Source organism: Paenibacillus allorhizosphaerae (genome assembly GCF_042659105.1).
Classification (GTDB): Bacteria; Bacillota; Bacilli; order Paenibacillales; family NBRC-103111; genus Paenibacillus_G; species Paenibacillus_G allorhizosphaerae.
The window spans coordinates 1,064,863-1,077,417 of record NZ_JBHSRV010000001.1; the positions used below are offsets into that span (position 1 = coordinate 1,064,863).

At 52.7% G+C, this 12,555-nt stretch carries 11 protein-coding genes; 1 reads left to right on the top strand and 10 read right to left on the bottom strand.

Features of this window, described 5'->3' with window-relative positions:
- Positions 1-13: 13 nt before the first annotated feature.
- The 8 genes from ACFQI7_RS04645 to ACFQI7_RS04680 form a co-directional block, all read right to left on the bottom strand.
- Positions 14-3,112, bottom strand: a complete 3,099-nt coding sequence (locus tag ACFQI7_RS04645) for an efflux RND transporter permease subunit (RefSeq protein WP_218097255.1) — start codon at positions 3,110-3,112, stop codon at positions 14-16.
- Positions 3,113-3,310: 198 nt separating this feature from the next.
- Positions 3,311-4,684, bottom strand: a complete 1,374-nt coding sequence (locus ACFQI7_RS04650; protein WP_218097254.1) for a sensor histidine kinase — start codon at positions 4,682-4,684, stop codon at positions 3,311-3,313.
- The gene (locus ACFQI7_RS04655) at positions 4,681-5,358 is read right to left on the bottom strand and encodes a response regulator transcription factor (protein WP_218097253.1); all 678 of its coding nucleotides are present in this window, start codon (positions 5,356-5,358) and stop codon (positions 4,681-4,683) included. The genes ACFQI7_RS04650 and ACFQI7_RS04655 overlap by 4 nt, the downstream gene beginning before the upstream one ends.
- 224 nt (positions 5,359-5,582) lie before the next feature.
- Positions 5,583-5,870 carry a stage VI sporulation protein F gene (locus ACFQI7_RS04660; RefSeq protein ID WP_218097252.1) on the bottom strand — a complete coding sequence of 96 codons (288 nt, stop codon included), beginning with the start codon at positions 5,868-5,870 and terminating at the stop codon, positions 5,583-5,585.
- A gap of 261 nt (positions 5,871-6,131) precedes the next feature.
- Entirely contained in the window at positions 6,132-8,186 is a 2,055-nt protein-coding gene (gene recG / locus ACFQI7_RS04665) for an ATP-dependent DNA helicase RecG (protein WP_218097251.1), read from the bottom strand.
- Positions 8,183-9,040, bottom strand: coding sequence for a DegV family protein (locus ACFQI7_RS04670; RefSeq protein ID WP_218097250.1), 858 nt, complete (start codon positions 9,038-9,040; stop codon positions 8,183-8,185). The genes recG and ACFQI7_RS04670 overlap by 4 nt, the downstream gene beginning before the upstream one ends.
- A gap of 82 nt (positions 9,041-9,122) precedes the next feature.
- Positions 9,123-10,907 carry a DAK2 domain-containing protein gene (locus ACFQI7_RS04675; RefSeq protein ID WP_218097249.1) on the bottom strand — a complete coding sequence of 595 codons (1,785 nt, stop codon included), beginning with the start codon at positions 10,905-10,907 and terminating at the stop codon, positions 9,123-9,125.
- 82 nt (positions 10,908-10,989) lie between these two features.
- Positions 10,990-11,352, bottom strand: coding sequence for an Asp23/Gls24 family envelope stress response protein (locus tag ACFQI7_RS04680; protein ID WP_218097248.1), 363 nt, complete (start codon positions 11,350-11,352; stop codon positions 10,990-10,992).
- 243 nt (positions 11,353-11,595) lie between these two features.
- On the opposite strand from ACFQI7_RS04680, the gene rpmB reads away from it, so the two are divergent.
- Complete coding sequence (gene rpmB, locus ACFQI7_RS04685) at positions 11,596-11,784, top strand: 50S ribosomal protein L28 (protein ID WP_218090467.1); 189 nt, start codon at positions 11,596-11,598, stop codon at positions 11,782-11,784.
- A 132-nt stretch (positions 11,785-11,916) separates the two neighbouring features.
- On the opposite strand, the gene spoVM is transcribed toward rpmB, so the two are convergent.
- Positions 11,917-11,997 (bottom strand): stage V sporulation protein SpoVM, encoded by an 81-nt coding sequence (gene spoVM, locus ACFQI7_RS04690; protein ID WP_014652194.1) that lies wholly within the window; start codon positions 11,995-11,997, stop codon positions 11,917-11,919.
- Positions 11,998-12,303: 306 nt separating this feature from the next.
- A complete protein-coding gene (locus ACFQI7_RS04695) occupies positions 12,304-12,555 on the bottom strand; it encodes a hypothetical protein (RefSeq protein ID WP_218097247.1) in 252 nt (83 codons plus the stop codon).

Genomic DNA, 12,555 nt, shown 5'->3' on the forward strand with positions numbered 1-12,555 from the left:
GTGCCTCCTCTTCTTACATTTCGAGCGAAGTCGGCTTGGAGCCGCTGCGCTTCTCTCTATGAATCCATCCGGATACCCGATTCTTGAAAGCCTCGATCAATTCGTAGACGATCGGCACAACGACAAGCGTGAGCACGGTGGATGTCGTCAAGCCGCCGATCACCACGACCGCGAGACCTTTGGAAATGAGCGTTCCTTTCGTAAAGCCCAGCGCCAGCGGCAGCAAGGCAACGATCGTGGCACCGGCCGTCATAATGATCGGACGCAGGCGAACCCGGCCGGCTTCGATCAAGGCATGCCGTACGGTATAGCCTTCGTGGCGAAGCTGCTGTGCCCTGTCGATCAGCACGATCGCATTCGTAACGACGATCCCGATCAGCATCATGAAGCCGATCATCGAGGTCACGTTGAGCGATTCCCTTGTAATTAAGAGAGCGAGCAGGCCGCCGATTGCCGCAAGCGGCAGCGAGAACAAGATTGCCAGAGGCGCCCCGGCGTTTCCGAACGCAAGCACCATGACGAGATATACGACGGCTACGGCTACGGCCATAGCGGCAAACAGTTGGGTAAAGCTCTCGTTAATATCTTCGCTTACCCCTTTCACTTGACGGTCTACGCCGTCGGGCAGTTCAACCGCGCTGAGCGCCGCCGATACTTCCCGGCTGATGCCGCTCTTGTCCGCGGAATCGATTTTCGCCGTGATGTTCACCACTTGCTTCTGATCGTCCCGCCGGATCGAAGCAGGTGCTTCGACTTCCTTGATCTTGGCGATTTCATCCAAATATACGGTGCCGGCATTCGTTTTGATCGGCATTCTGCCGAGCTTCTCAAGCGAATCCTTGTCGGTTTTGGATAGCGAGACCGTGGTCGTATACGTAATGTCGTCCAATTTGATATCGCCAAGCTCCTGCTTCGCAATCCAGCTGCGAGCCGTTTCTCTTACCGAAGCGACATCCAATCCGTAAGTGCGTGCTTTCTTTTGGTCGACGACGATGTCAACCTGGGTTTTCGCGTCGCTCAAGCTGTCTTCGATTTCACTGAGCTCCGGAAACTCGGACAGCTTTTTCTTGATTTGTTCGGCAGCTATTTCGAGCTGTTTCTGCTCCTCCCCAATCAATGAATACGAGAAGTCGGTGGTGGAAACTCCGCCTCCGCCTCCGAGCGATCGGGGCTCTACTTCCGAATCCTTGGGCAGCTCGGCCAAAATCGCCTGCTTGAACTGCTCTTTAGCCTGATCCGGATTGACGTTTTTGTTCACTTCGACGTAAATTTGCATCGCGTATGGAACTCGATCGTCCCCGTCGCTGTAACCGACCAGCGCTTCAACATAGTTGAATACCGGGTCTCCGTTAGAATCATTTGTTTCGAGCATCATCTTCTCAAGCTCTTTGGACTTCAAATCGGTCGAATTAAACGATGTTTCATAAGGCAGCTTGATTTGGTAGTACATCGTTCTCGGCGATTCCCCGCTCGGCATGAACGCAACGGCCAAATTCGGTATGGTCACCGCTAACGACACGACGAATAGCAGTCCTGAAATGAGCAGCGTCTTGATCCGGTGCGTCAGTGACCATTGCAGCAGGCGTTCGTAAAAAACGGTAACTTTTCCGGGCTTGCTTTCGTCATGCGACTTGATCGTTTTGCCCTGCAGCACGAGCAGTTTGGCAAGCATCGGGATGACTGTAAGTGCGACGAGTAGCGAAGCCAGAAGTGCGCATCCTATCGTTATAGCGAACGGCCTGAATATTTCGCCGACAATCCCGCTGACCAGACCCATCGGAGCGAACACGCCGACCGTTGCGATCGTCGAAGACGTAATCGCCATCGCTACTTGCTTGGTCGCGTAAGCGATGACCGATTCGTTGCGCTCCTGCGCCTTGGCCAAATTCGTATAAATGTTCTCAATAACGACTATAGAGTCGTCAACGACCCGCCCGACTGCAATAAACATGCCGCCCAGGGTCATAATGTTCAACGTGATGTCCATCTGCTTCAGCATCATTAAGGTGATCAGGATGGACAACGGAATGGAAACGAGCACGATCAGCGTCATTCTTACGTTGCGGAGGAAAAGCAGAATCATGACGGAAGCGAGCAGCGCTCCCGCAATCCCTTCCCGCAGCATCCCGTTAATCGATTCTTTTACTTCATCCGCACTGTTGTAGATCGTTTTGAAGGTGACGCTTGGCATCGACGCCTTCCAATCCTCCATCAGCTTATCCGCCGAATCGGAGAATTCCACTGCGTTGGCGTCTTTCGTTTTGAACAAATGAATGCCGAGCGCGGGCTTGCCGTCCAACCGGGCATTAAATTCGGATTCGGCGATGGCCGACACTTTCGCGACTTGAGACAGCGTCACGGTACCCCCGGAAGACAGCCCGATCTCCATTTGCTCCAGGCTGTATAAACTGTCCAAATCGCCCGTTACCCGGGCCATCTTGGCGTTGCCGCTCAGCTCCACCGTACCGATCGGTCCTTTGGACAGCGACGAGTTGATGGCGGCGGTAACCTGGGACGGGGTCAACCCGAACGCGCTCAAAGCATCGGCGTTGAGCTGAATATCCATCGTGGTCTCGCGATTCCCGACCGCGTTGACATGGTCGATACCGCTGATCCCTTCGAAGCCGGGCTTGATTTTATCTTTATACAGCTTGTCAAGCTCGGTTTGACTCATTCCTTCGTCCGCGTACGCTACCAAATAGTAAGCTGGGATGGACGCAAACCCGAACGTCGCGGCCTTCGGTTTGCCAGCAGCGTTCGGAAGTTTCACTTCCTGCAGCAGACTATCGATATCTTGTTTTTTCTTGTCAATATCCACGCCCTGTTTGAACTGTACGAGCACTGATGAAATATTGTCGCTTGAAGTGGAAGTCAGCGAATCGATTCCTTCCACATTCGCAAGCTTTTCCTCGATCGGCTTCGTAATGTTCTCCATCACATCCTGCGGCGAACCGGTGTAAGTAGTTGACACCATGACGACAGGAAACGAGATATCCGGAAAGTTCTCCTCCTTTATATTGAGGGCCGAATAAATCCCGCTGCCGAGCAGGAGAATGATCATAATCATGAGCGCCGAAACGTTTTTCATTGAAAATTGGATCAGCCGGTTCATTCTCGAACTCCTTCCGTTCTCTCTATGAAACATGAGGTCTAGAGTTACATTACAACGTCAATATGAACTGAACATGAACGAAATTTGAACAAAAAGAAAAACCCGGCACAAACATAGCCAGGTTTAACTATAAAACGATCCGATTTATAAAACGATAGGAGTTTATGGGGAACTAAGGAAAAAAAAGGAGAGCACCACTTAGCCCCGTTTGATCGACACGCTCGGCAGCGTTACTGTAAACACGGTAAATTTGCCAGGTTGACTGCTTACCTCGATGGTTCCCCGATGCAAATCGACGATTTTTTTCGCAATGGCAAGGCCCAGACCGCTCCCTCCGTGCTCCCGATGGTGCGAACGATCCGCTTTGTAAAACCGGTCGAATATGCGTGCCAATTCTTCAGTGGTAATTCCGATACCGTTATCTTCAATGCGGACGCGGATGCGATCGGTCAACGGCTGAAGCGCAATCCGAATCACGCCTCCTTCCGGCGTAAATTTGATGGCGTTGCCGAGCAGATTGATCCAAACTTGGTTCAGTTGGTCTTCGTCCGCTGCGACTTTGACGGAGGGCAGCTTTAAGTCAAGCTGCTGCTTCTTGGCTGTCCACTGCGGTTCAAGCGATACGATGACCCGCCGCAGCTGCTCGTCCAACCCGTACGTTCGCGGATGAAAGGGATGGTGCTCCGATTCCAGCGAAGCAAGCTTGAGCAAATTATCGCTCAGCCGCGACAGCCTTTCCGACTCCGTCGTAATAATATCCAAATATTGATTCCGTTCTTCGTCCGACATGGGACGGCTGCGCAGCACTTTCGAAAATCCGGCTATCGACGTCAGCGGCGATTGAATTTCGTGAGATACATTGGACACAAAATCTCTGCGCATCTGTTCCATTTGCCTCAGCTCGGAAGCCATATGGCTAAAGCTTTGAGCCAGCTCCCCCAGCTCGTCTTTTCGCGGCTTCCATTGCAGATTGACATTGAAATCGCCTTTGGCAAAACGCTGGGTCGCCCAGGTCATCCGCTTCAGCGGCTGAACGAGATAGCGTGCGGCCACAGCCAAGAGCAGACTGCCGACGATGAGTACGACAGCCAGCGAGGTCAGCACCATGCGGCGAATCAAATAAGCCATATGCAGCTCTCCCGGCTGGACGAACAGCGCGAACTTGAGGCCATCCGCTGAAAGCGGATAACCCGCCAACAAACTTTCCGGCTGTTCATCGCTGCTCTGGTACGCTTGTCCATTCAGCACCTGGCGCACCGCTTCGTCCGGGATCGGCTTGACGTTACCGGAGAGCTGCTCATCAAATCGATACCGCTGTCCCGATGCATCGATCAACGTGACGATGTTACCTCGTGCCGAGTAATGAGCGCGAAAAAACTTGTCCACTTCCACACCTTGCGTCATGCCGTACGTCTCGACAAGATCCTTTGCACTCAGCAGCAATTCTTCGCTTATGGAGTTGAAAACTTGATCCCGGAAAAACCAGTTGGTCAAATAAAACGCCGATATTAACCCAATGATCACAGCGCCCATAAAGGTGAGGACAACCCTGGAATAGAGCGAGCGGATCATGCCAGCACCTCCAGCTTATAGCCGAGTCCGCGAATCGTGCGGATGGCGAAGCCGACGATCGGCTCCGGGAAACGTTCCCTCAGCCGTTTAATATGCACGTCGACCGTCCGATCGTCCCCTTCGTAATCGATGCCCCAAATTTGTTCGATCAGTTGGTTGCGCGTAAAAATTTGATTCGGGTGCGCGGCGAGCTTAAATAACAATTCGAATTCCTTCGGCGGAAGCGACATCCGTTCCCGGCCCCGGCTTACTTCAAAGCTGCTGCGGTTCAGTTCCACTTCACCCAGGCGGATCACTTGAGAGGAAGCGATCCGGTATCGTTTCAGAAGCGCCTTCACCCGAGCGACCAGCTCCGGCGGGTCGAACGGCTTCACCAAATAATCGTCCGTGCCGAGCTCAAAGCCTTTCACTTTATCCATCGTCTCCGTGCGGGCCGTCACCATCAGCATCGGCAGATCCGGGTACAAGCGGCGCAGCTCGCGGCATAGTTCCCAGCCGTCCATCAGCGGCATCATCACGTCGAGGATGACCAAATCTACGGGGCGCCGTTCCAATTGTTCAAGTGCTTCCCGCCCGTTGCGCGCCTCGAAGAGCGCAAATCCTTCACCATGCAAAGAGGCCTTCATCAGTTCACGGATATAGTTGTCATCGTCCACCAAGAGGATTTTGGCCATATGTCATTCTCCTTCATCGCTATGAACGTTACATTCATCATAAGGAAAGTTGTACGGCAATTCAACTTGGCACCGCTGGACATAATAAGAAACGTTTATTGGCGTATTTCAAAACAACCAGATGTTTTTCCCTTGAATTTTTCTAATTGCTAAAATTCGCCTATGCGCTGCAGCTTTACAACAGGCTGCTCTTTCATTCAGTAACATTAAAAAACATGTTCCGCTCAGCGGAACATGCTCCACAATTTGATCAAATGGAACGTATTGTTCGGGTCGATCTTTTGTGAAACGACGAATTGGACCAAATGCTCCATTTGCTGCTCCGTCACTTTCTCGCCCAGCGCTTTGGTCAGCATACCGACAAACCGGCGCACCTTGACGCGATCCTGAAGATCATACTTGGTGACGCCCTGAAGGATCATTTTTACCCGTTCCTTCGTTTGGGGATTTTTCATCTTCAGCTTGATCCGTTCCACCTGTGCGGGATCAAACCCGTATTTCGTGTAGCTCATGCCGCGCCCCTCCCACATTGCAACGGATACCGACAGCTCCCTTATTCGTCAGCCTTATTACAGCAACGAATACCGCAAACTCCGCTACTCGTTGTCCATCATAGGCTACGGATACCGGCATTTTCCGGTGCGCCCGCTGCAACCGATCTTGCAACGGGACGCCGGATGCTCCCTTTATCGTGACCGTTGTCAATAAAAATTGGACTTACATCCTACACAGTAAGTCTATGTCGGAGGGCTCGGCCATGTGTACCTAATTATTTAATCCAACAGCTCGCCGCTCAAGATTTGCTCCCGCCGCAAATATTCCCTGATCGCGACAAATGCAGCGTCGGTCCAAAAATCGGTTCGACGTACAAGTTCGGCGGCATCGTCGCGCGCCTGTTCCATCGTTTCAAAATCCGTCACCATGTCCGCCAATCGAAATTCCGGCAGACCGCTTTGCTTGGTGCCGAAAAAGTCGCCCGGGCCGCGAAGCTCCAAGTCGCGGCGGGCGATCTCGAAGCCGTCGTTCGTATCCGTCATCGCTTTCAGCCGTTCCTTGCCCACCTCATTTTTCGGATCCGCTATGAGGATGCAATAAGACTGATGTTCGCCCCGGCCGACCCGGCCGCGAAGCTGATGCAGCTGCGACAGCCCGAAGCGGTCCGCATCGTAGACAATCATTAACGTGGCATTCGGCACATCGACCCCAACCTCGATGACGGTTGTGGAGACGAGCACCTGTACCCGCCCCTCGCTGAATTCGCGCATCGTATCGTCCTTCTCGCCGGGCGTCATCCGGCCGTGGAGCAGGCCGACCTTATACTGCGGGAACGCATGCTGCAGCTGCGCATGCACGTCGATTGCGTTCTGCACATCGAGCTTTTCCGATTCTTCGATCAGCGGGCAAATGACATACGCCTGCCGTCCCTCGGACGCCTCCCGGCCGATAAAACCCATGACCCGCTCGAGCATACTATGCGTCACGGCGTAGGTTTTGATCGGCTTGCGGCCCTTGGGCAGTTCGCGCAGCGTGGAAACGTCCATATCGCCAAAAGCGGTGATAGCCAGCGTTCGCGGGATCGGCGTCGCCGTCATGGTCATAATGTCCGGGTTCATCCCCTTGTGCCGAAGAATGCTGCGCTGCTGAACGCCAAAACGATGCTGCTCGTCGGTCACTACCAGTCCGAGCCGCCTGAAAAAGACATCCTCCTGAATCAAGGCATGCGTACCGACAACGACGTCGACCATGCCCATTTGAAGCGCAGCGAGCACGTCTCGGCGCTGCCGATCCGTTAAGCTGCCGGTCAGCAGCGCGGTCTGAATACCGTACGGCTCGAAGAGCCGGTCAAGCGACCGCTTATGCTGCTCGGCGAGAATTTCCGTCGGCACCATCAGAGCGCCCTGGTAACCCGCTTTCACGACCGCAAACAACGCCGCGGCGGCAACCACGGTCTTGCCGGCGCCGACATCCCCTTGCAGCAGCCTGTTCATGCTGTGCGGCTGCTGCAAATCGTGCAAAATTTCCGCTAATACGTTTTTTTGCGACTCGGTGAGTGTAAAAGGAAGCGAGCGCACGAACGCACGAACTTCAGGCAAATCGACGGGGTGCGCAACCCCGTCCGCCCTGGAGTGGTTCAACGCGCGATAAGCCTGCATTTTTAGTTGAAACAGGAACAACTCCTCATATACCATCCGTTTCCGTGCCTGCTGACCTTGCTCCATATTACCGGGGAGGTGCAGCAGCACGATCGCTTGCTTGCGCGGCAGCAGATCGTACTTGCGCAGCAACGCCGCCGGCAGCACCTCGGGAATCATCTCGCTGAACTGCATAACCGCCTGCTTCATCATTTGCCGCAACCATTTTTGCGTGATCGAACCACTGATCGAATAAACCGGCTGCAGCGTTCCTGTCTGAGAAGTGCTTGCGCCGGGAAATTCCGATTCCGAAACGGTAAGGTGCAGCCGTTTTTGATCCCATTTTCCCGTTAAAATAATGTCCGTGCCCGCCGTGAGCTTGTCCTTCAAAAAATGACGGTTAAACCAAACGGCGGTGACGAACAAGTTATCGACTACGATTTTTAGCAGCATCCGCGATTTGGCGCGCCCATACATTTGCACCTGCGGCACGCCGGCAATCGTTCCCTGCACCGTAATCCGGTCTCCGTCCTTCGCTTGCGTCAAGTCTCGAAGCGTGTAATCCTCGTAGCGGAAAGGATAATAGTCGAGGAGCTGGCCCACGCTCGCGATGCCGAGCGCGAGAAGCTCCTCCGCTTTCTTGCCTTTGACGCCGGACACTTTGGTGACCGGAAGTGCGTACAAATCGATCGTCATGGTCTGGAAGCCGGCGCCGCAAATGCCGCTACGGTGCCGGGACCGACGTGCGTCCCGATCACAGGTCCAATGTGCGTATAATGCACGCTGACCACCTCAAAGTGCTCGCTGATGAGTGAGCACAGCTCATCCGCCGTCTCCCGTCCCGTCGTATAGGCGATGCTCAGTTGAATCGGCCGCCCGGACAAATCCTGTTTCAAAAGCTCGAGAATCCGGTTCATCGCTTTCTTTTGCCCGCGCACCTTTTCTACCGAATAGACTTCGCCTTCATCGCTCAGCGAGAGAATCGGCTTAATATTGAGCAGGGAACCGACAAGCGCTGCCGCTTTGCCGATTCTCCCGCCTTTTTGCAAATATTCCAGCGTATCGACAAGGAAATAGAGGCGCATTTCTTTGCGTAATTGAGCGATGAGCGCCAAAATTTCTTCTTTGCTCTTTCCTTGCCTTGCCGCTTGCGCCGCCTCAACGGCAATCAGTCCGATCCCGTATGACGCGGACTTCGAATCCACCACCGTTACGTCCAGATCGTCGATCATCGTCTTGGCAAGCAGCGCGGACTGATACGTGCCGCTCACTGCTGAAGAAAGCTGCAGCGAAATGACCGGCCCGTCGCCGGCTTCCGCCAGCTTCTTGAATGTATCCAAAAAGTCTACAGGCGAAGGCTGCGACGTCGTCGGCAGCACATTCGATGCGACCAGCTTTGCATAAAATTCGTCCGGCCCCATATCGACCCCGTCGCGATAAGACTCCGAACCGAAAATCACTTTGAGCGGCACCATCTCGATGCCGTATTTCTCTCTTAGCTCCTGCGGAATATCCGCCGTACTGTCCGTTACAATTCGAACCTGACTCAATAGGTTCACCCCGTTTAATCAACATCAGCATGTTTTCTCATCTATTTTGATTCGCTTGGCAAAGAAGATTCGGAACCGCCGGTCATTCCGCTGAAATAATATAATAATAGAGCGGCTGCCCGCCTTCGTGCACTTCGACTTCAACTTCCGCGAATTGATCTCTGATATAATCGACCAGATGTTCCGTCTGGTGTGCATCCGCATCCGCACCGGTATACAGCGTGACGATCTCCGCTCCGCTTCCAAGCAAACTTGCGATTAATTGTTTGCAGGAAACGATAATGTCCGGGTCGGCGGATACGATTTTATTGTTATGAATACCGATATAGTCGCCTTGTTTAATATCGATGCCGTCCATTTGCGTATCGCGCACGGCATATGTGACTTGCCCCGCTTGTACGTATTGCAGCGCCTGCTGCATCTCCTCCGCATTTTCGTCGGGAGCGGCCGCTTCCTGAAAAGCGAGCACGGCGGCGATGCCTTGCGGAATCGATTTGCTCGGAATGACTATGACCTGCTTATCTTCCACTAGCTCTACCGCTTGTTGAGCGGCCAGTATAATATTCGAATTATTCGGCAAAACAAAGACCGTCCTTGCATCGACGTCCAAAATCGCTTTCACGATATCCTCCGTGCTCGGATTCATCGTTTGGCCGCCGTACAGCACTTGGTCGACGCCTAGGCTCCGAAATATACCGCTGATCCCTTCGCCTACCGATACCGCGACAAAGCCGTACGGTTTACCATGTGCCGGAGACGGAGCGGCAGCAGGATTTCCTTTTTCCGCACTCGTAGATAATCCAGCTTCCTCCATCAGCAAATGCGTATGCTGATCTCGCATGTTTTCGATCTTGATGCGGCTCAAATCGCCGTATTTTTGGGCCAAATTCATTACAGTGCCTGGAAATTCGGCATGAATGTGCACCTTGACCAGATCATCGTCGGCCACCACAAGAAGGGAATCGCCGTGTTCGGACAGCTCGTGCCGGAACCGGCTTTCTTCAAATGCGCGGCTTGCGGTTTTTTGTGCGTTTAATGTCACCATGAATTCGGTACAGTACCCGAATACGATGTCTTCGGTGGCCAGCTTCGACTGAGCGCTTGTTGGATGCGGTTGCACATGGGCGCCGCTGCCTCTATGGATATCCGGCGCTACCCGCGCATCCTGCTCTTCAAACGGCTCGATCGCGTCGAATGCGGAATAAGGCAGCGGTTCCGATGGGGTCTTCTCCTCCAGCGTTTCCAGTATGGATATGAACCCTTCGTAAATGTATACAAGTCCTTGTCCGCCGGAATCCACAACGCCGACCTGCTTCAGAACCGGTAGCATGTCCTGCGTTTTAGCTAACGTTTCTTTCGCCTGCTTGACCAAATCTGCCATCACCGCTTCAATGCTGTGATGCCGCTTGGCCGATACCGTGCCCTGTTTGGCCGCTTCCCGCGCAACTGTAAGGATGGTTCCTTCAACGGGCTTGACGACAGCTTTATAAGCCATATCCACGCCGTTTTGGAAAGCAGCGGCAAACTGTACCGCATCGGCCGATGCCAAGTCGCTCACCGCTTTCGAAAACCCGCGGAACAGCTGCGATAAAATGACGCCTGAGTTTCCCCGCGCGCCCATCAGCAATCCTTTCGCCAGTGCTTCGGCCGCCTTGCCCAAATGGTCCGAAGGTCTGCGCCGCAGCTCCTCCACACCCGAGGTTAGCGTCAGATTCATATTCGTTCCGGTGTCGCCATCCGGCACCGGAAACACGTTAAGCGCGTTCACTTTATCCACGTTCGTCTTGAGTACGTGGGCACCGGCTTCCACCATCCGTATAAAATCATGACCGTTAATCTCATTTAAGCGCTTACTCAAAAAAACCATTCCCCTTCCTGCAATAAACCGTGTCCGTCTTCGGTGCACCCGATTCGGCCAACCCGCTGCTTACCATGCTGAATGCTCTGCATTATTGGACAATTCTAACCCCTTGAACGAAAATATTGACATCGTCCACCAGTAATCCGGCGACATCTTTCAGCGCATACTTCACCTTCGTCTGCACATTATGCGCTACGACGGAAATTTTCGTTCCGTAGCTTACGACAATATATAAATCGATGGTCAGCACGCCGTGCTCATCCCGATGCACCTCGACGCCGCGGCTCAAATTATCTCGTCGCAGCAGCTCCGCGATTCCGTCCTTCCATTGGTTGCGCGAGGCCATTCCCACCAGTCCGTAGCAATCTAAAGCCGCAGACCCGGCAAGAACGGAAATCACTTCATCCGCAACATACACTTTGCCATATTCCGTGGACAGTTCAATAGCCATCTCCATACAGCTCCTTCGATATTGATTAGGATGGACTATTACTCATTGTACTATATATAAAATAAGAAATAAATAAAATGACCCAAAACTTGGCTTAAAATCGGGCTTCTGCGTTGACGGGGTCAAATCAGCTGTGATATGATAATTAAGTGTGTTTTTAAAAGCCTAGCGCCTTACGAAAGATAACGCATGAACCGCTTTAAGGACTTAAGGGTCTTCGGAGCTTTTTAAGGAGGTGTAACAATGTCCCGCAAATGTTTTATTACTGGTAAAGGACCGGGTACCGGCAACCATGTATCGCACGCTAACAACAAAGCGAAGCGCACCTGGGGTGTAAACGTGCAAAAAGTCCGCATTCTGGTGGACGGTAAGCCGAAACGTGTCTGGGTTAGCACAAGAGCGCTGAAATCCGGCAAAGTAACTCGCGTATAATCGGGATTATACCCGCGATCGCAGACAAAAAGCACCTGATCCAGGTGCTTTTTTTAGTTTATCGCTGCCAGCGCAGCCTGAGTTTTAGGACGCTCGGCCTGTAAGGCAGTATAAGTATGAATTCGCGTACCTTCAGTTTTTACTGAATGTATTAAGTACCGCCTTGACAAAACCACCCAAAAATTTCGGAAGCTTGATCGTGTAAAATTTCATTCGTAGTCCTCCTCCTTCCGGTCCTGCCCTAAAGCATAACCCTCCCTGACAGCGTAAGCCTTACAGCAAAACCTGTTTCGTTACCGCATAGTTCATTGTATTCCGCTTCTGCCAAAAACGTGCCGCTATGTGCTTCCGGCAACCAATAAACATGAAAATGTATGATCGCTGGACGAAAACCGCAGTATGCTCATGGGTTTTCCAAATCGTTGTTACAATGTATGTACGCCGGCGGGTCAATATTCCTGCCTATCCTATCCGATCATGAAAAAAAGACCGCCGGGTCATCCGGCAGTCTCCTCGGCGTCAGGCACCCGACGGGTGCTGTTTGACGAAAAGATACATCGCATACATTACGGTAAATATGAAATAGAGCACAACGGTCGTTGCGACGAAAGCAATTCGCATCCCGCGCGACTCGTGCCGCCTGAAAAAATAAATGCCCAGGTACAATGCTCCAAGCGAAAAAACGTACTTCAACAGATCTTGAATTTGCGAAAATAGCAGGAGCAATGCCGCACAGATCACGCTGTAGCCGATGACCGTCCATGTCCGCAT

Excerpts from the sequence above, each read along its gene's own strand:
- ACFQI7_RS04645 (WP_218097255.1), bottom strand. The coding sequence starts at position 3,112 with ATGAACCGGCTGATCCAATTTTCAATGAAAAACGTTTCGGCGCTCATG.
- ACFQI7_RS04650 (WP_218097254.1), bottom strand. The coding sequence starts at position 4,684 with ATGATCCGCTCGCTCTATTCCAGGGTTGTCCTCACCTTTATGGGCGCT.
- ACFQI7_RS04655 (WP_218097253.1), bottom strand. The coding sequence starts at position 5,358 with ATGGCCAAAATCCTCTTGGTGGACGATGACAACTATATCCGTGAACTG.
- ACFQI7_RS04660 (WP_218097252.1), bottom strand. The coding sequence starts at position 5,870 with ATGAGCTACACGAAATACGGGTTTGATCCCGCACAGGTGGAACGGATC.
- recG (WP_218097251.1), bottom strand. The coding sequence starts at position 8,186 with ATGACGATCGATTTGTACGCACTTCCGGTCACCAAAGTGTCCGGCGTC.
- ACFQI7_RS04675 (WP_218097249.1), bottom strand. The coding sequence starts at position 10,907 with ATGGTTTTTTTGAGTAAGCGCTTAAATGAGATTAACGGTCATGATTTT.
- ACFQI7_RS04680 (WP_218097248.1), bottom strand. The coding sequence starts at position 11,352 with ATGGCTATTGAACTGTCCACGGAATATGGCAAAGTGTATGTTGCGGAT.
- rpmB (WP_218090467.1), top strand. The coding sequence starts at position 11,596 with ATGTCCCGCAAATGTTTTATTACTGGTAAAGGACCGGGTACCGGCAAC.
- spoVM (WP_014652194.1), bottom strand. The coding sequence starts at position 11,997 with ATGAAATTTTACACGATCAAGCTTCCGAAATTTTTGGGTGGTTTTGTC.
- ACFQI7_RS04695 (WP_218097247.1), bottom strand. The coding sequence starts at position 12,555 with ATGCGGACATGGACGGTCATCGGCTACAGCGTGATCTGTGCGGCATTG.